Origin of the sequence: Corallococcus carmarthensis (assembly GCF_003611695.1) — a bacterium.
GTDB classification, from domain to species: Bacteria; Myxococcota; Myxococcia; order Myxococcales; family Myxococcaceae; genus Corallococcus; species Corallococcus carmarthensis.
In genome coordinates, this window is sequence record NZ_RAWE01000223.1 from 1 (window position 1) to 16,393 (window position 16,393).

General features: G+C 71.7%; 15 protein-coding genes. 8 read left to right on the top strand and 7 right to left on the bottom strand.

Going from position 1 to position 16,393, the window contains the following annotated elements; genetic code table 11:
- Positions 1–75 precede the first annotated feature (75 nt).
- Together D7X32_RS36725 and D7X32_RS36730 are read right to left on the bottom strand one after the other, a co-directional pair.
- Positions 76–1,305, bottom strand: a complete 1,230-nt coding sequence (locus D7X32_RS36725; RefSeq protein ID WP_120607190.1) for an alkaline phosphatase family protein — start codon at positions 1,303–1,305, stop codon at positions 76–78.
- Positions 1,306–1,314: 9 nt separating this feature from the next.
- Entirely contained in the window at positions 1,315–2,328 is a 1,014-nt protein-coding gene (locus D7X32_RS36730; protein WP_158625824.1) for an SLBB domain-containing protein, read from the bottom strand.
- A gap of 69 nt (positions 2,329–2,397) precedes the next feature.
- Here D7X32_RS36730 and D7X32_RS36735 point away from each other — a divergent pair, with 69 nt between their 5' ends.
- From D7X32_RS36735 to D7X32_RS36750, 4 genes are read left to right on the top strand one after another with little or no spacing between them, the layout of a single operon-like run.
- A complete protein-coding gene (locus D7X32_RS36735) occupies positions 2,398–2,724 on the top strand; it encodes an STAS domain-containing protein (RefSeq protein WP_120607192.1) in 327 nt (108 codons plus the stop codon).
- Positions 2,725–2,738: 14 nt separating this feature from the next.
- Positions 2,739–4,604, top strand: a complete 1,866-nt coding sequence (locus tag D7X32_RS36740; protein WP_120607193.1) for a GumC family protein — start codon at positions 2,739–2,741, stop codon at positions 4,602–4,604.
- A complete protein-coding gene (locus tag D7X32_RS36745; RefSeq protein ID WP_120607194.1) occupies positions 4,601–5,356 on the top strand; it encodes a sugar transferase in 756 nt (251 codons plus the stop codon). The genes D7X32_RS36740 and D7X32_RS36745 overlap by 4 nt, the downstream gene beginning before the upstream one ends.
- Before the next feature lie 19 nt (positions 5,357–5,375).
- Complete coding sequence (locus tag D7X32_RS36750) at positions 5,376–6,308, top strand: nucleotidyltransferase family protein (RefSeq protein WP_120607195.1); 933 nt, start codon at positions 5,376–5,378, stop codon at positions 6,306–6,308.
- Positions 6,309–6,319: 11 nt separating this feature from the next.
- On the opposite strand, the gene D7X32_RS36755 is transcribed toward D7X32_RS36750, so the two are convergent.
- Positions 6,320–7,771 carry a sigma-54-dependent transcriptional regulator gene (locus tag D7X32_RS36755; protein ID WP_158625825.1) on the bottom strand — a complete coding sequence of 484 codons (1,452 nt, stop codon included), beginning with the start codon at positions 7,769–7,771 and terminating at the stop codon, positions 6,320–6,322.
- A 307-nt stretch (positions 7,772–8,078) separates the two neighbouring features.
- Between D7X32_RS36755 and D7X32_RS36760 the strand changes: the two genes are divergently transcribed.
- The 3 genes from D7X32_RS36760 to D7X32_RS36770 are packed head-to-tail and all read left to right on the top strand — an operon-like array spanning position 8,079 to position 10,761.
- Positions 8,079–8,633, top strand: a complete 555-nt coding sequence (locus tag D7X32_RS36760) for an acyltransferase (RefSeq protein WP_120607197.1) — start codon at positions 8,079–8,081, stop codon at positions 8,631–8,633.
- A complete protein-coding gene (locus D7X32_RS36765; RefSeq protein ID WP_120607198.1) occupies positions 8,630–9,772 on the top strand; it encodes a glycosyltransferase family 4 protein in 1,143 nt (380 codons plus the stop codon). Before D7X32_RS36760 ends, D7X32_RS36765 begins: the two co-directional genes overlap by 4 nt.
- Complete coding sequence (locus D7X32_RS36770) at positions 9,769–10,761, top strand: WecB/TagA/CpsF family glycosyltransferase (RefSeq protein ID WP_120607199.1); 993 nt, start codon at positions 9,769–9,771, stop codon at positions 10,759–10,761. Before D7X32_RS36765 ends, D7X32_RS36770 begins: the two co-directional genes overlap by 4 nt.
- Before the next feature lie 14 nt (positions 10,762–10,775).
- On the opposite strand, the gene D7X32_RS36775 is transcribed toward D7X32_RS36770, so the two are convergent.
- From D7X32_RS36775 to D7X32_RS36785, 3 genes are read right to left on the bottom strand one after another with little or no spacing between them, the layout of a single operon-like run.
- The gene (locus tag D7X32_RS36775) at positions 10,776–12,269 is read right to left on the bottom strand and encodes a lipopolysaccharide biosynthesis protein (protein WP_120607200.1); all 1,494 of its coding nucleotides are present in this window, start codon (positions 12,267–12,269) and stop codon (positions 10,776–10,778) included.
- Between the two features lie 30 nt (positions 12,270–12,299).
- Positions 12,300–13,007: a class I SAM-dependent methyltransferase gene (locus tag D7X32_RS36780; protein WP_208752661.1), complete on the bottom strand. Its 708-nt coding sequence runs from the start codon at positions 13,005–13,007 to the stop codon at positions 12,300–12,302.
- Positions 13,008–13,059: 52 nt separating this feature from the next.
- A complete protein-coding gene (locus D7X32_RS36785) occupies positions 13,060–13,923 on the bottom strand; it encodes a class I SAM-dependent methyltransferase (protein ID WP_120607201.1) in 864 nt (287 codons plus the stop codon).
- Between the two features lie 202 nt (positions 13,924–14,125).
- Between D7X32_RS36785 and D7X32_RS36790 the strand changes: the two genes are divergently transcribed.
- On the top strand, positions 14,126–15,211 hold the full coding sequence (locus tag D7X32_RS36790) for a glycosyltransferase family 4 protein (protein WP_120607202.1): 1,086 nt from the start codon (positions 14,126–14,128) through the stop codon (positions 15,209–15,211).
- A 44-nt stretch (positions 15,212–15,255) separates the two neighbouring features.
- Here D7X32_RS36790 and D7X32_RS36795 read toward each other — a convergent pair whose 3' ends face one another.
- Positions 15,256–15,942 (bottom strand): class I SAM-dependent methyltransferase, encoded by a 687-nt coding sequence (locus D7X32_RS36795; protein WP_120607203.1) that lies wholly within the window; start codon positions 15,940–15,942, stop codon positions 15,256–15,258.
- Between the last annotated feature and the right edge of the window lie 451 nt (positions 15,943–16,393).

Below are 16,393 nucleotides of genomic sequence, written 5' to 3' on the forward strand. Positions count from 1 at the left end.
GCTCCCGCGCGGTCTCCCGCACGTAGCGCTCGGCGCCGCCGACGGGGGTGGCGCCCTCGTTGAGCCACGCAACCCTCAAGCCCCTTCCCATGGAGTCCTCCCGCCCAGCCCGAGCATCGAGCGCACCCACCCGGCCACATCCACCAGCGCGCCGCAGCCCTCGGGCAATGCCGCGTCCGAGGCGATGGCGGCGTACGCCGAGGGGCTGTCCACGTCGTAGCCGTGCATTCCTCGCATCGCGCCTCCCACGAAGCTGGGTGCGAACAGCGCGCCCTCCTCCAGGACGAAGAGCGCCCTCCCATACGGCGCGCCACGCACCGGCGCCCGCCGCTCCATCAGCGCCCCTTCGTCCAGCCACCGCCCCCGCAGCCCATGCGCCGCCACCCGCTCACGCGCCAGCGCCAGCGCACGGTCCTCTCCCCAGAAGCGCATCATCGTGCTGTCCACGAACAGCCGCGTTCCCCGCAGCTCCCGGAGCAGCCGCCGCGGATCCACCACGTCGCGGATGTCCGACATCCCGTGGTCTCCCACGACCACCGTCGTCACCTCGCCGCCCCCGCCGCGCATGGCCTCCACCGCCCGCTGGATCCGCTCGGAGATGCGGCCCGCCGCCGCCCGCGCGTCCCGGCTGCCGTTGCCCGCCCGGTGCAGCGCTCCGTCCAGCTCCGTGGCGTACGCGAACGCCAGGTCCGGCTTCCGCGCCCGCAGCACCGCGCAGGTGTGGGCCCAGCGCTCCTCCTCCGGCAGCTGCCACGGCGCCGCGAACACCCGCATGCCCGCGCGCCTCGCCTCCGACAGGAACGTCTCCTCCCCGCCGATGCGCTCCGCGTTGAACAGGTCCTCCCGCTCCGGCAGGTCGAGCCAGCGGAACAGCTCCGGCGGCACCCGGTACAGGTCCACGTACCCCGTCAGTCCCGCCGTCTTCCTCAGCACCTTCGCCGCCGCGCGCCGCAGCCTGCTTCGCTCGTGAACCAGCGGCGGCAACAGCCCCAGCCATTTCAGGGGCGCCAGCACCCCGTCTCCTTCGTTCTCCGCGTGGGAGAAGAGGCACATCCGCCCGTGCCGCTCCGGCGGCGCCCCGGTGAGGATCGTCGGCAGCGCGCCGCACGAATAGCCGAGGATGCCGCGGAGCCGGCCCCGGTGGGGCAGCCCGACCAGCCCGCCGAAGGCCTCCAGCTGGGACGGGCCCAGCGCATCGACGAAGACGACGAGGACGCGGCGCTGACCGGAGGGGTGCGCCGGGACGGGCCCACTCGCCCGCGCCTCGGTGACGTCTCCGTGTGGACACATCTCATTCCGGGACATGGGGTTGTCTCACTGCGAGATGGGCGCCGCGTTCAGCTCCATGACCGTGACCGCGGCCGCCCCGACCGCCAGGAGCGGCGTCAGGCGCTGCAAGACATCCGCCATCGTCGCGAACCAGTGCCGGGTGACGAAGACGATGTCCCCCCGCGCCAGCTCCACGTCCGGCGCCCGGCCCGCCACCACGTCCGCGAAGCTCGCCTGATAGAGCTTCGGCTTTGAGAGAGGGCCGCGCACCACCCGGATGTCCGCGGAGTCCGCGTCCACCGTCATGCCGCCCGCGCGCGTGAGCGCATCCGACAGCCGCAGGCCCGCGCGCCACGGAAGGGCTCGGGCCGACTTCACCTCGCCCAGGACGCGCACCGAGGCCCCTTGCAGCGCCGGGATGAAGAGCAGGTCCCCCGGCGCCACCGGGATGTTGTGCCGCGCGTCTCCCGCGAGCGCACGCACCACGCTGATGGGCAGTGGCGTGCCCCCGCGGAGCAGCCGCGCGGCCTCCAGGTCCGCCAACTCCGCCACCTCCGCGTCACCCGTCATCACCTTGAGGCCACCCACCAGCGCGAGGAGCTCCGCGACGTGTGTCGTGCCACCTCCGAGGACGTAGGCGCCCGGCCGCTCCACCGCGCCGAGCACGCTCACCCGGTGCCCCGCCGGCTCCGTCACCGACAGGGAGACGAGGCCGAACCGGTCGTACCGGCGCAGCCGCTCCTGGATGCGCTCCTGGGCCTCCTCCATGCGCAACCCCGCCACCGGCACCGCGCCCACCAGCGGCGCGTGGAGCAGCCCCGCTTCATCCACCACGAGGCGCGGCACGTTCAGCGGCGCCGGGGAGATGGTGCCCAGCGAGAGCACGTCCCCGGGCTGAAGCTCGAAGGGCCTGGGTGCCGCCACGTCCATCCCGGGGGGCTCGGGCATGGGCTCCGCCGTGAAGCCCGAGTCGCCGGAGGGACGCGACAGCGCAGGCGGGGCGTGGGCGCACGCGGACACCGTCAGGCCCACGAGCGCGAGGAAGAGGAGGCGCGTCATGCGGAAACGCACTTGCCAGAAGCACGCCAGAACGCGTGCTGGCATCCACCGTGCACCGGGCCCGTCCCCATGGAGCCCTCCAGCGCCACGGTTCGAACCCTCACCCCCACTGAGAGCGAGCTCGCCGGCGCCGGAGTTCCACTTCTGCTCGCGGACGCCCAGCGGGCCTTCTCCGCGGGAGTCACCACCCTGCTCCTCGACCTGCGCCGCGTCTCAAGGCTGGACGCGCGCGCCGCGGACACCCTGGTGCGGCTGGCGCGGCGGGCGCCCGGGCACGTCCGCCTCGTGCTGCTGAGTCCCGCACCCTCCGCGCGGTTCATCCTCCAGGCACTGAGGCTCAAGGAGATTTTCGAAATCCACGAGGACGCCGCAGAGGTCCTGAGGGCCGCGAGCTGACGGAGACGCCCACGATGTTCTCACTGGAAGAAGGCGCGGAGCATGGGGCTCCGGCGCCGCCCGTACGGCCGGAGACAGGGCGCTCCGGCCACCCCATCGACCCTTTGCGCATCGCCCGGGTGCTGCGGCGCCGCTGGCGCGTCATCGCGGGAGTCTTCCTGATGGGCACGCTCTTGAGCGTCGCGCTGGCCAAGACGGTGGTGCCCCGCGAGTTCACCGCGCACACCATCCTGCTGTGGGAACCCGTGCACGTCTCCGCGGCAACGACCCCCGAACGGGAAATCCAGACGTTGATGGACACCCTCAAGCTGCCCAACAACCTCGAGGAGCTGCGCAAGCGCACGCGCCTGCCGATCACGCTCGATGCGCTGGCGCGGCGGCTGGACATCGCCGTGGCCCGCGACTCCAACATCCTCACCCTCTCCGCCATCGCGGACAGCCCCGAGGAGGCCGCGCGGCTCGCGGACACGATGACGCGGGTGTTCCTCGACAGCCGGCGGGACTCGGAGCGGACCCGGGCCGAGCAGCAGCTCCAGGCCGTCACCTCGGAAGTGGACAAGGTCCAGGCCCAGCTGGAGGAGGCCCGGGCGCAGTACGACCGCTTCCGCGGGGAGGCCGGCATCGCGGACCTCGCGCTCGACAGGCAGGCCGCCATCGAGGAGGCGGCGCGGCTGCGCACCGAGATGAACCGCTTCCGGATCGAGGCGGAGTCCTCGGAAGCCAAGGCCGCCCTGCTCAAGCAAGCGGCCCGCGGGCAGCCCGACAAGGTGGTGCTTTCGGAGACGGAGAGCCACTACGAGCAGCGCAAGCTGGCCGAGCTGCGCGCCGAGCTCACCGCCCGCAAGGCCAGCCTCTCCGAGGAGCACCCGGAGGTGCTGGGGCTCTCCAGCGCCGTCCAGGCCCTGGAGTCCTCGCCGGACAGGGGCGCCATCTCCGACCGCGTGGTGGGGACCAACCCCGCGTGGACGTTCCTCCAGAACAGCCTGATTGACGTCGACACGCAGCGCGAGGCGGCCCAGAAGAAGTGGCGCTCCTACGCCGCGGTGGAGGCCTCGGTGCGCGACCGCATCACCCGGCTGTCCTCCATCGAGGGCCAGGCCAGCGTGCTGCTCGCGCAGGTCCACATCACCGGGGCGCGCCTGGCGGACCTCCAGGCGCGCCAGAAGGTGGTGGAGAGCGAGGTGCGCCAACCGGAGGTGGAGCTGCGCGTCCTCACCCCCGCCACCCCGCCGCTGCTCCCCTCGAAGTCCTACCGCCGCATGGTGGCCCTCCTCCTGCCGCCCCTCTTCGCGCTGCTGGCCGCGGTGGCCCTCGCCGCCTCCGCGCTGCGCGGCCTCACGTTGTGGACGCCGGCCGAGCTCTCTTTCTGGGCCCACGGCCCGGTGGTGGCCGCCACCACGTGGCCCGCCACCCCCGAGGGCCTGGATGAGCTCGCCGCGGACCTCCGCGCCGCGCTGGACGAGGCGCGGGGCAGCACGCTGCTGTTGCCCCTGGCGGCGGCACAAAACGGGCGGGCGAAGGAGCTGCTGTCCCGTCTCGGGGCGGGGAACGTCCCGGCCCGGGATGGCGTCCCGGAGCAGGATGCGCCGATGGTGCTGTGGGAGGAGGCGGAGCGCTCCATGGCGCTGCGCCGCGCGGCCCGCCAGTGCGGCCGGGTGCTCGTGCTCGTGGAGTCGGGCGCGCACTCGCTCTTCGAGGTCGTGGCGCTGCGGCGGTTGCTCGGGAGCGAGGGGCGCATCGGACTGGTGGTGGTGGGGCTCGGCACCGACCTTGCTACCGCTCCGGACCGCGTGGGCGAGGTGGCGGGCTTCTGGTCCGGGCCCGGAGCGCCGACGGGCGCCGCGAGGTCCCGCACCGCGGAGGGAGCCGCAAGGACATGAAGACGACCTCACCCTGCTTCATCACCAGGCCGCCCTCCTTCCCCCGGAACTGGGATGCCTTGCCCCCCGCCCTGCGCGGCCGCGCGGCGCGCATGCGAGCCCGGGCGCGGCGAGCGAGCAGGGCGCTGGCGCTGCTGTCCGTCGAGCTGGGCCCCGTCCTGCGGCGGCTCATCGACATCCTGGCCGTGGGCCTCGGACTGCTGCTCGTCTCTCCGCTGCTGCTGGTGACGGCCCTCGCCATCAAGCTCGACAGCCGCGGCCCCGTCCTCTTCCGACAGGAGCGGCTGGGCCAGCACGGGCGCCCCTTCCAGATGCTGAAGCTGCGCACCATGCGCCTGGGCGCGGACGCGGAGAAGGCGCGGCTGGCCACCCGGGTGCCGGGCGCGGTGGACCGCGTGCGCTTCAAGCTGCGCGTGGACCCGCGCACCACCCGGGTGGGCCGCGTGCTGCGCAAGTACAGCATCGACGAGTTGCCCCAGCTGTGGAACGTGCTGCGAGGAGACATGACGCTGGTGGGCCCGCGCCCGGCGCTGTGGATGGAGGTGGCGAAGTACCGCGCCCGCGAGCTGCGCCGGCTGGAGGTCCGGCCCGGACTGACGTGCCTGTGGCAGGTGGAGGGCCGCAGTGACCTCTCCTTCGAGCGGCAGGTGTCGCTGGACCTCGAGTACATCGACCGCGTCACACCGCGGCAGGAGCTGCGCATCCTGGCCAGGACGATTCCCGCGGTACTCACCGGCCGAGGGGCCTACTAGGGACGGGAGCGATACCACCTTGTTCGCCGTCATCCAGCGGAGCGCCGCCACTCCCGGCGCGGGGTTGCTGTCCGTGGCCGGGCACCCGCTCATCACCCGCCAGTTGCAGTGGCTGCGCGGAGCGGGCTTCGAGAAGGTGGCCATCGACATCGGCTCCGACGCCCGGGACGAGGCGCTGCGGCACGTCGTCTCACAACAGGAGGCGCTGGCCCGCAACGTGGTGTTCGTCCCCACGCCCTCATTGCTCCAGCCGGGCGTCATCGCGGACTCGGCGGGCTTTCCCGCCGACGCGCCCTTCCTCGTGCTGCCGGACGCCGTCCTCGGCAACGCGGACCTGGCGGCCTTCTACCGCCGGGCGCCGGATCGGGGCGTGCGCGTGGGCCGCCTGGCCCCCCCGCCCGCCGTGGAGCCCTTCGCGCCAGCCGAGGTGCACCTGTTCACCGCGACCACCGGCCCCGTCGAGTTGGAGGACCTGCCCGGGTGGGGCACCCGCCTGGAGACGACCGGCGCGGCGCTGCGGCTCGCGTGCAAGGCATTACTGGGGCGGCTGCCGCAGCCGGAGGGGACGTCCTCCCTCCTCATCCACGCGGCCGAGCGCGAGCCGGGCGTCTGGGTGGCGCGCGGCGCCCGCCTCCAGCCCGGCGCCGAGGTGTCCGCGCCGGTGCTCATCGGTCCCGGCGCGCTGGTGTTCAGCGGGGCGCGCATCGGCCCGGGCGCCCTGATCGGACCGCGGTCCATCATCGAGCGCGGCGCGACCATCGTGAACGCGGTGGTGGAGGCGGAGACCGTGGTGGGCGAGGGCCTGGAGGTCCGCGGCGCCATCGCCGCCCCGGGCGGGCTGGCTCCGCTGGATGGCACCGGCCCCCTGCTCCCACTGGAAGACCCCCTGCTGCTGGAGCAGCGGTGGCTGCTCGCCCAGAGGGTGCTGCGCCTGCTGGGGCTCACCCGATGACGGGGGCCGCTTCAGGAATGCGGCCGGCTGGAGACCCGGGAGAGCCGCTCCTCGGGCCCGGGCCCCGGCGGGATGCGCAGCTCGGCGAGCCTGCGGTAGAGCGTGGCCCGGCCCAGCCCCAGCAGCTTCGCCGCCTGGGTGACGCTGCCGTTCGTCACGGTCAGGGCCTTGAGGATTTCCCGGCGCTCCAGTTCGCGCAGCGGCACCACCGCGTCGGGCGGAGAGGACGAGCCGGCGGAGACGGCGCTCACGGGCGTGGGCGCGGCGGGGATGGGCGGCAGCACCAGGACGCGCAGCTCCGGTGGCAGATCCGCGAGTTCGATGTGCGCACCGTCACAGGACAGGACGGCACGCTGGACGACGTTCTGCAGCTCGCGCACGTTGCCGGGCCAGCGGTGGCACAGGAGCGCCTCGCGCACCTCGTCATTCAAGCAGAGCGCCGAGCCGCCGAACTTCTCCAGGAAGTGGTCGACGAGCAGCAGGATGTCCGTGGCCCGCTCCCGCAGGGGAGGCACCTGCACCGGGTACACCGTCAGCCGGTAATACAAGTCCTCGCGGAAGCGCCCCGCCTTCACGTCGGCCATCAAGTCCCGGTGGGTGGCGGCGATGATGCGCACGTCCACGCGCACCTCCGTGGTGCTGCCCACCCGGCGCAGCACCCGCTCCTGAAGGATGCGCAGCAGGCGCACCTGGACAGCGGGGCTCATCTCCCCCACCTCGTCCAGGAACAACGTCCCGCCCTGCGCCTGCTCGAAACAGCCGCGGTGCGTGGACAGCGCGCCAGTGAAGGCACCGCGCTCGTGCCCGAAGAGCTCCGACTCCAGGAGTGACTCGGAGAAGGCCGCGCAGTTGACGGCCACGAAGGGCCCCCGGGCCCGCAGGCCCTGTTCGTGGATGGCATGCGCCACCAGCTCCTTGCCCGTCCCCGTCTCGCCCAGGATGCACACCGGCACGTCGGACTGGAGGATGCGCTCGAGCTGGCGCGCCAGCGCCCGCATGGGCGCACTGCGCCCCACGAGGCCGCCGATGAAGGGCCCCTCACCACCCTCCTTGGCGCGCCGCAGCGCCAGCCCCCGCATGCGGCGGGCCTTCGCGGCATTCTGCAGCGTCAACTCGAGCCGGGCCGCGGCCACGGACTTGTCGAGGAAGGCGAAGGCCCCCAGACGGGTGGCCTCCACCGCGGTGTCGAGCAGCAGGTTGCGCGTGAGGACAATGACAGGGAGTGTAGCGTCTCTCGCGCGCAGGTGCCGGAGCACGTCCATGCCCGCCATGTCGTCGAGGTCCACTTCCAGGCAGACCGCCATCCACTCGGCGCTGTCCGCCTCCAGCGCCTCGCACCCCTTGGAGTACTCGCGCGCCGCGTAGCCCGCGGCCTCGACCCAGGCTCTCAGGCTGCGCCTGGCGAGGTCATCCCTATCAATTATCGCCACAGAGGACTGCCGGTTGAATTCCACGACGTTCACGGTAGCGGGTCTCCTGATGCGTGCTGATGCGCAAGCGGCACATCCAACACGACTGTTTGCACACGCCATTCCTGCACGCTGGGACGCCCGGCCCTCCATTTCCGCCAACGCCCCCGTGGCACATGCCAATTCCTGACGTTTCTTGAGCCTGAAATACCTCGACAATCTCATCCTGAGACATCTCAATCCGAGACATCTCAATCCGAGACATCTCAATCTGAGACAAAGAAGCGCTCCCAAGCTCCCACGTATGGCGATACCAGGCATCCGTGAGACGTGGTTTCCGCATTGCAAGCGAAGGCAACCCATGCTCTTGCTTACAGAATCAGCGCACGCCTACCTGGAGCCGCTGCGCTTCCTGCGTTCGGACGGGGCTCGCGTCGTGGACGCCATGCGGGCCCGCGGGGCGCGCTTCCCCACGGCTTCGGCGTTGGCGGACCCCTCCATGTGGGTGGTGGGCCTGCTGCGGATGAGCGCCGCGCTGCGCAGAGGCCTGGGCACGTCGCTGGGCCTGTCCACGGTGCTGCGCCTGGGCTTCCACATCGACGTGTGGACGGACGACATCGGCCCCGGACTGCGGCTGCCGCACCCGTTCAACATCGTCATCGGTGACGGGGTGGAGATTGGCCCCGGGTGCACCATCCTCCACGGCGTCACCGTCCAGCGGGGCGCGGGCACGCGCATTGGCCGGGGGGCCGTGCTGGCCAATGGGACGACGGTGCTTGCCGGGTCGAGGGTGGGCGATGGGTGCCTGGTGGGCGCGGCCAGCGTGGTGCGCGGAAGGATTCCGGCGGCATCCGTGGCGGTGGGAGCGCCCGCCCGGGTCGTGCGGGCGTCCCGGCCCGGGGAGGCGGCGCCATGAGGCTGGCCGTCGCGCTGGGGGGAACAGACTGGGGACGCTCGGGCATCGGCACGTACGTGCGCGCCGTGGTGCCGCGCCTGGCGCGCGGACTGGCGAAGACGGGAGGCCGCCTGGTGGCGCTCGGCACTGCCAGGGACTTCGCGGCCTATGCCGGTGAGTTGGGGGATGCGGAGCGCGCCGCCATCCTGGACGTGGTCGACCGGCCGGCGTTGGGTGCGTCGTGGTACCTCGCCCGCTCCGGTGCACGCGCGCGCGCGGCCAGCGCGGACGTGCTCCTGCTTCCTGCCGCCAACCGCCGCGTCGCGCTGCGCCCGTGCCTGCCCACGGTGGGGGTGGTACACGACCTCGCCCAGTTCACCGTGCCGGACAAGTACGACCGGCTTCGCACCGCGTACGTGCGGTGGCTGCTGCCCAAGGCGTTGCGGTCCTTCGCGGCGCTCACCGCCGTGAGTCACGCCACGCGCAGGGACATGGCGAGCTTCCTCTCCTGCGCGCCCGAGCGGATCCACGTCATTCCCAATGGCGTGGACGCGGATCGCTTCGCGCTCGCGGATGACGGCCGCTCCAGCGCGGCGCGCGAGCGCCTGGGCCTGAATGCGCCGTACCTGCTGTACCTGTCACGGCTGGAGCACCCGGGGAAGAACCACCTGCGGCTCCTGCGGGCCTTCGCCGCGTCCGCGGTGCGGCACAGCCACGCACTGGTGCTGGCCGGCGCGGACTGGGGCGCCGGGGGACTCATCCGGGAGGAGGTCCAGCGCCTGGGCCTCCAGGAGCGCGTGAGGGTGCTGGGCTACGTGGAGGACGACGCCGTCCCGGCGCTGGTGGCAGGGGCGCGGGCCGTCATCGCGGTGGGGCTGTGCGAGGGCTTCGGCCTGCCCGCGTTGGAGGCCATCGCCGCGGGCAAGCCCGTGCTGGCGGCCCGGGCGGGCGCACTGCCCGAGGTGGTGGGTGAGCTGGGAGTGCTGTGCGACCCGCTCGACGAGCAGGACATGGCGGCGGCGCTGACGCGGGTGGTGGGTGACGAGCCGCTGGCCGCGCGCGTGCGTCGCGAGGGCCCCGGGTTCGCCCGGCAGCGCAGCTGGGACCGCGCGTGTGACGACCTGCTGGCCCTGTGCCGCTCCGTGGGAGGGGCACGATGAAGCCCCCTCTGCCACGTGCCCTGCTGCGCGATGTCCTGCGCGGGCGGGCCCCGCTGGTCGGCGCCCGCTTCAATGAGGCACTGCCCCGCGGCTACCTCTCGCCGGTGGAAGCGCGCTGGCTGCTTGGCGTGCCCTACGGCGACCTCTCCGCCGACGAGGCGCGCTACCTCGCGGGCCGCACGCCCGCGAGGGACTTCGGCGTGATGCTTCGCGCCTCGGTGGCCCGCGCCCTGGCGCCGCCCAGCGGCGCCGAGCCCAGGGTGCGCCCGTGGATTGTCTCCGCGCACGTGAACAACCTCACCATCGATCAGGCGGTGGAGCAGATCTTCACGCCCGCGGAAGGTTCCCGGGCGAAGCTGGTGCCCTTCGTGCACCCGCACGCGCTGAACCTGGCGGCCCGCGACGAGGCGCTCTCGAAGGCGCTGGCCGAGGCGGACCTCGTCTTGCCGGACGGCATCGGCATCCGGTTGGGGGCGGCGATGCTCGGGGTGGCCATGCGCCACAACCTCAACGGCACGGACCTGCTCCCGGTGCTGTGCAAGGAGGCACGGGCGCGCGGGTGGCCCATGGTGCTGGTGGGATCCGCTCCCGGCGTGGCGGACGCCTGCGCGGAGAAGCTGAGGGAGGCCCATCCCGGCCTCGCGCTGCCCATCGTCTCGCACGGCTTCCTCCCCGAAGCCGAGTCCCGCGCCCTGGCGGGCGCCATCTCACGGCTGGGGCGCTGCCTGGTGCTGGTGGGAATGGGCAGCCCGCTGCAGGAACTGTGGGCGCGCGAATACCTCTCCGGGGCCGCGCACACCGTCGTCCTCACCGTGGGCGGGCTGTTCGACTTCTACTCGGGCCGGATGCCGCGCGCGCCCCTCGCCTGGCGCGAGATGGGCCTGGAGTGGCTCTACCGCCTCCTGCAGGAGCCCCGGCGGATGGCCCGCCGCTACCTTTTCGGCAACCTGCTCTTCATGCTCCGCATCCTCTTGCAGAAGCGCCGCTGAGCGCGGAGCGCGGTCTACCGGAGCGAGGCACTGGCAGGCGGAACGGAGGCGCTCGCCGCGAGGGACGCCTTCCCCCGCCACCAGAGCAGGAGCGCCGTGCCGGTTCCGAGCAGCGTGACGAGCGAACAGATGAGCGCGCTCACCAGCGGGCCACGGGCGGCGAGCGGCGCGAGGCCCCAGCCCGCGGCGAGGGCCACGAGCCCCGCCGCTCCGGCCGGGGCCAGCGTCCGGAGCACGTCCCGGAAGCGCCACTGGAGCAGCGCGCCGAGCTTGCGCCACACCATCACCGCGATGAGCGCGTTCCCACAGACCGTGCCTCCGGCCACCGCCCAGACACCGGCATACCCCACCCCCAAAACGGACACGGCGACGTTCAGCGCGTGGCCGAGCATCACGGGGTTGGCCACGTCCCACGGCGTCGCGCCGCTCACGGTCAGGGTCACGGACGCGACCTCCTCGGAGGCCGCGATGATGGCCGCCATCCCCAGCAGGCCCACCGCGAGCGCGGTGACCCGCTCGTGCGCGAGGCCTCCCACCCAGGCCTCCAACAGCGCGGTGCCGTCGAAGGCCAGCGCGATGACGCCGCTCGACACCAGCGCGCCCATCACGGCCGTCCCCAGTCGCAGCGCATCCGCGCGGCGCTCGGGGTTTCCGAGCCGGTGGAGAAGCCATCCGCTCAGCAGCTTCCCGGAGGCGAGGATCTGCTCCACGGCCCGGGATGCCACCTGGTACGCGCCCACCATGCTCAGGGAGGCAGCGGTGGTCAGGATGAAGACGTCCGCGCGCACGGCGGCGGCGACCCCGATGTTCATGGCCAGGGCCCCGGCCCCCTCCCGGAAGGCGTCGCGCACCCGGGCCTTGTCCGCCGGCCAGCCCGGCCGGAAATCCACGTGCGGGTCCATGCGCCTGGAGGCCACCGCGAGGAGCAGGAGCTCCGCAACGGAGCCCATGAGCACCCCCATCGCAGGACCGAACAGCGAGCGCGAGGTGATCAGGAGCACCACGGTCAGCCCGACCTGGATGGCGGCCGCGGTGGCTCGCGCCCAGGCGAGCGCGGTGAAGGCCCCGCGCATCAACAGGAACGAGCGGAAGGGAGATGCGAGCGAGCCCGCCCACCCGGCGGCGAGCACCGGCAACGCGGCACGGGCGATGTCCGCGCGGAGCGCCTCGGTCGCGGACGGCAGCTGGAGGAGCAACGCGTAGGCTCCTGCGCCCAGGCACGGACAGACGACGGTCACCACCAACACCGTGAGGCGGAGGATCTGGCGTGTGGCGTCGTCATCCGGCCTGGCCGCCGTGCGCTGCACGACGACGCTGAGGCCCAGGTCCGACAACCCGAGCAGGAAGCCCGTGGTGCCCAGGACGGTCCAGGCCCCGAGGCTCTCCGGGCCCAGCATGCGAACCACGAGCGCGACCGTCACCAGCCCCGCCGCGATCTGCGCGACATGCCGGGCGCACGTCGAGAGCAGATCCACCATCATCCTCAGGGGCGACCTCTCGTGCGTCATCGCGCACCCCGGTGCAGCTTGTATGCCGCCTCACCGTGATTTCACGGCGCGGACGCCGGTGGTGACCTCGTAGTGCGGATCATGAAGGTCCAGGTCCCCGGCCCGCAGGTCCTCCCGGGCCAGGCCATGCAGGGCCGCGACGGCGGCGCGAACGTTTCCGAAGGACTCCACCCGCACGTTGCCGGTGCCGAAGGACTCTTCGAAGAGCCGGTGGACGGACTGGGAGGTGAACCGCCAGCAGTCCGGCCAGCGCTCCATCGCGCCCCGGTCGACCTTGATGATGCCCGGGACCGTCACGAGCGCCACGCCGCCCGGTTCGAGGATGCGGTGCATCTGGCGCACGGCGGCCCGGACGTCGAAGACGTACTGCAGCACCTGGGTGAAGAGGAGGCAGGCGAACGCGTCATCCGGGATGCCGGGGGCCTGGGCGATGTCGCCCACGAAGGTCGCGGCCGGGTTACCAGGGAGCGCGTGGAGGATGTCGGACCGGGTGACGCGGCTGGCGCCGAACCGCCGCGTATACCGGGCGTCCCCGACCTCCAGGACACGGCCCTGGATGTCAGCCGCGTGCTTCGCGAGGAAACGCTCGATGTAGTAGCGGTCGACGGGCTGGCCGCGGTCGTGCCCCCAGTGCGCGCTGATGGGCGTCATGCGGCCCAGGCTGCCCCAACGCACCCATCCCCTGGAGACCCGCCGCTGGTGCTGGGACAGCCACCGGTACAGGCCCTCGGGCACCACGGTGCGGAGGAGTCTCTTTGCTCCCGCGGGATTCATTGGCGTCCCCTTCCCTTCAAGCCCGAGCCGGACGCGCGCAAGCGGAGAGCCAGTCCTTGCGCTCTCCCGTCCTCGCGGTGGGGCTCAGGTGGACCTTCACGATCCTTCCCAGCAGCGCCAGCGTCCGCGGGAGCGGCTCCCTCGCCTTGCTCCGGTGCATCAGCAGACGCCGGGTGTCCCCGACCAGCTCCCGGAGGTTGACGGTCCAGTCCACGTTGACGGGGGTGATGGACTCGATGTCGAAGCCTGTCTTCTGGAGCAGCCGCCGCATCGTGGCCTCCGAAAAGAAGTACAGGTGGCGAGGGACGTCGGTGACGCCGCTCACCGGCATGAGTTGGCGGAACTTCGCCCCGTCCGCGTTGGGGACGAGGAGCTCCATCCGGCCTCCGGGCGCGAGCTTGCGGCACACCTCCCGCATCATCTGGGTGGGCGAGGACGTGTGCTCCAGCACGTGGGACAGCCGAACCCGCTCGAAGTAGCCGTCCGGCAGCTCGTGGAACTCCCGCACGACGCGCAGTCCGTGGGCGCTGGCCGCCTCCACCGCGCGCGCATCCGCGTCCAGCCCCCACACCTCGTGTCCCTGGAGCCGCTGGTGGAAGAGCCACGCGCCAGATCCACACCCGACGTCGAGGACCTTCTCGGGCCGCTCGGCGCGCGCCGGCCCGTGCTGGGCCGCCCGGGTGTCATAGGGACGGAAGCTGTAGTAGCCGTCCGTGTAGTAGTCCGTGGCGGCGCTCACCCGGCTCATGTCGGTGAAGATGCAATCGCAACCCCGGCACTGCCGCAGCTCATACGGATGGCCATCCGCGCGCTGCGCGACGTTGTAGCTGATACCCAGCAACTGGGAGTCGGTACCACCACAGAGGTCACAAGGCGTCATGGGCTCACGGATGGGTTAGGCAAGCACCATGCCGACCAGATGCATGGGGAAGCAGCCGCCCGGCTTCCGCGCTTCCGTTTTCGAGACATTTTTCATCTCGACTTGAGACAGCCGGGACACGCTCGCGGCCCGGCTTCGTGCTCGCGGCGGCGGCGCGGTTCGTGCTCTCCCCGCCCGCCAAACCCAGCGCGAGGCGGACTTCATGAATCACTTCCAGGACGGCACGAAGGACCCGGCGAAGGTGCGGGTCCTCTTCGTTGCATGGTTTCTGCGCGAGGACCGGCGGTGGCTGGGCGAGTTCCTGCCGCCAGGGCGCTTCGAGTGCTCCTACGTGGGCCTGGAGGAGCGTGTCGACTCGACCCAGAAGCGCACGCCCGGGAAGAAGTGGTGGCAGCTCTTCCGGCTGGCGTTGAAGGCCCGGCGGCGGCTGGCCCGGCATCCCCAGGACCTCATCGTCACGGCCTTCCCGCAGGTGGGTTTCACCGTGGGGCTCGTGAACCTGCTGACGTTCGCGCGCACCCCGCACGTCATCTGGTACTTCAACTGTGGCCATGAGTACCGGGGGCTCCGCAAGTGGCTGTCGCGGCTCGCCTACCGGGGCATTGGCCGGTGTCTCGTCTACACGCGGCACGAACGATCGGTGTATGCGCGCGTCTTCGCCCTGCCGGAGTCCCGCTTCCAGTTCACGCACCTGACCGGCGCGGCGCTGAAGGCGGAGGACTTCCGCGGGGCGCGTGAGGACTTCGGGCTGGCACCGCGTTACATCGCCGCGCTCGGCTCGTCGGGCCGCGACTACGGCACGCTCCTGCGGGCCGTGGAGGGCCTGCCCATCCAGCTCGTCATCGTCGCGCACCCGCATGCGCTCCCGGCCGGTCCCATGCCTCCAAACGTCAAGGTCCTCACCAGCATCCCCCAGCAGGACTACCTGCGCGTCATCGCGGAGGCGGAGCTGGTGGCCATCCCCGTCAACAACCGGGAGACGGCGAGCGGACAGATGACGTTGATTCAGGCCATGGCGCTCGGAGTTCCAGTGGTGGCCACGCGGTGCATCGGGACCGAGGACTACATCCGCCACGGCGAGAACGGCTGGTTCGTCCAGATGGCGGACGTGGAGGAATGGCGGCGCGCCCTGCGCTCCATCCTGGACGACCCCCAGGAGCGGCAACGGCTGGCCACCGAGGCCCTGCGCTTTGCCCAGGAGCGCTTCACGGACCAGACCGGCGCCCGGGTGCTGGGGGCGCTCGCCGAGGAGCTGTGCCCGGAGGCGGGCCTGACGGTGCCTGCCTGAGCGTGCAGGCCCCCTGCGAAGACGCCGGGGTTGGGTGCTCGCCGCTAGGCCGTCTCGCGGACCGCGATGAGCGATTTGGTCAGCGGCCCGAGGTGCTCGCGCAGGATGGTGGCATCCGGGAACAGCGCGGACAGCGTCCTGGCGTCGAGGAGCCGGAACTCCTCGACCTTGGACATCGCGTCATCGATATCCGGCGAGCGCACGAGGTTCCCCAGGCCGGTGCGCACCAGCAGCGCCGCTTGCAAGGGGATGGGCAGCCAGTGAAACCCTGGCGTCATGAGGTGCGGCTCGATGGGGAACCAGAAGTTCGGCGTCTGGATGAAGAGCGCGGGCGCCAACCGGCGGGCCTCGCGCGCGAACTGCTTCATCCGGGCCCATGAGCCCAGGTGCTCAATCATCGAGTTGGAATGAACGATGTCGAATTGATGGTCGGCGAAGCGTGACAGGTCGCAGGCGTCGGCGCCGACCCACGAGAACCCCGGTCCCAGTTCGGGGGGCGGGCCGCCCGGCAGGTTGACGAGGGTGATGGCGGCGTGGTGCTCACCCAGGAATCCGGACGGGAGGATGTTCCAGTACGCGCGTGTGCCGCCCACATCGACGATGTCGACGCGGCCGCGACGACGGTGGACCGCCTTGATCATCGCGAGCAGAGGAGCTGCCCGGCGCCGCCGCAACAGGCATCTGGCGTCGCGTGTAATCCGGTGTTGGGTGAACCAGGTGGACAGGCCCATGGGCGATTGTTGCTCCTTTGGATGATGACTCCAGGAACAAGAACCGTGCCGGGCCCGGGTCTCCGAGGTGTCGATTGCTTGAGGCCGACGCCTGTCGTTGGGCCACCAAGGTCCTCTTTCGCGCCCCCGACTCCCTGGGTGGGGCTTTAAATACACCCTCCAGGTGCTTTTATACCTGCGCTTGCACAGCGATTTGACGCACCTTGAATCAGAGAGCGGGTGCGTCAAAAGCGTGGCTCTGTTGCCTACTGGATGTATTCCAGGCTCTAAGACGTCTCATGCACAAAGCCAGACTCCCCGTATTCCTGCTCATCGCGCTCGCGTTGGGTAGTTTGAGTTGCAACTCCAAGCCCCCAAGTCCCACGCCGGCCAAGACCGCCAGGTCCCAGGCGGCCCTCGTCACGGGATGGCAGGAGACAGGCTCGATGAGCCTGACCCGCAGGTTCCCCAC

Bases quoted from the DNA above. Each gene is read 5' to 3' on its own strand.
- D7X32_RS36725 (WP_120607190.1), bottom strand. From the start codon at position 1,305: ATGTCCCGGAATGAGATGTGTCCACACGGAGACGTCACCGAGGCGCGG.
- D7X32_RS36730 (WP_158625824.1), bottom strand. From the start codon at position 2,328: ATGACGCGCCTCCTCTTCCTCGCGCTCGTGGGCCTGACGGTGTCCGCG.
- D7X32_RS36735 (WP_120607192.1), top strand. From the start codon at position 2,398: ATGGAGCCCTCCAGCGCCACGGTTCGAACCCTCACCCCCACTGAGAGC.
- D7X32_RS36740 (WP_120607193.1), top strand. From the start codon at position 2,739: ATGTTCTCACTGGAAGAAGGCGCGGAGCATGGGGCTCCGGCGCCGCCC.
- D7X32_RS36745 (WP_120607194.1), top strand. From the start codon at position 4,601: ATGAAGACGACCTCACCCTGCTTCATCACCAGGCCGCCCTCCTTCCCC.
- D7X32_RS36760 (WP_120607197.1), top strand. From the start codon at position 8,079: ATGCTCTTGCTTACAGAATCAGCGCACGCCTACCTGGAGCCGCTGCGC.
- D7X32_RS36765 (WP_120607198.1), top strand. From the start codon at position 8,630: ATGAGGCTGGCCGTCGCGCTGGGGGGAACAGACTGGGGACGCTCGGGC.
- D7X32_RS36770 (WP_120607199.1), top strand. From the start codon at position 9,769: ATGAAGCCCCCTCTGCCACGTGCCCTGCTGCGCGATGTCCTGCGCGGG.
- D7X32_RS36775 (WP_120607200.1), bottom strand. From the start codon at position 12,269: ATGACGCACGAGAGGTCGCCCCTGAGGATGATGGTGGATCTGCTCTCG.
- D7X32_RS36785 (WP_120607201.1), bottom strand. From the start codon at position 13,923: ATGACGCCTTGTGACCTCTGTGGTGGTACCGACTCCCAGTTGCTGGGT.
- D7X32_RS36790 (WP_120607202.1), top strand. From the start codon at position 14,126: ATGAATCACTTCCAGGACGGCACGAAGGACCCGGCGAAGGTGCGGGTC.
- D7X32_RS36795 (WP_120607203.1), bottom strand. From the start codon at position 15,942: ATGGGCCTGTCCACCTGGTTCACCCAACACCGGATTACACGCGACGCC.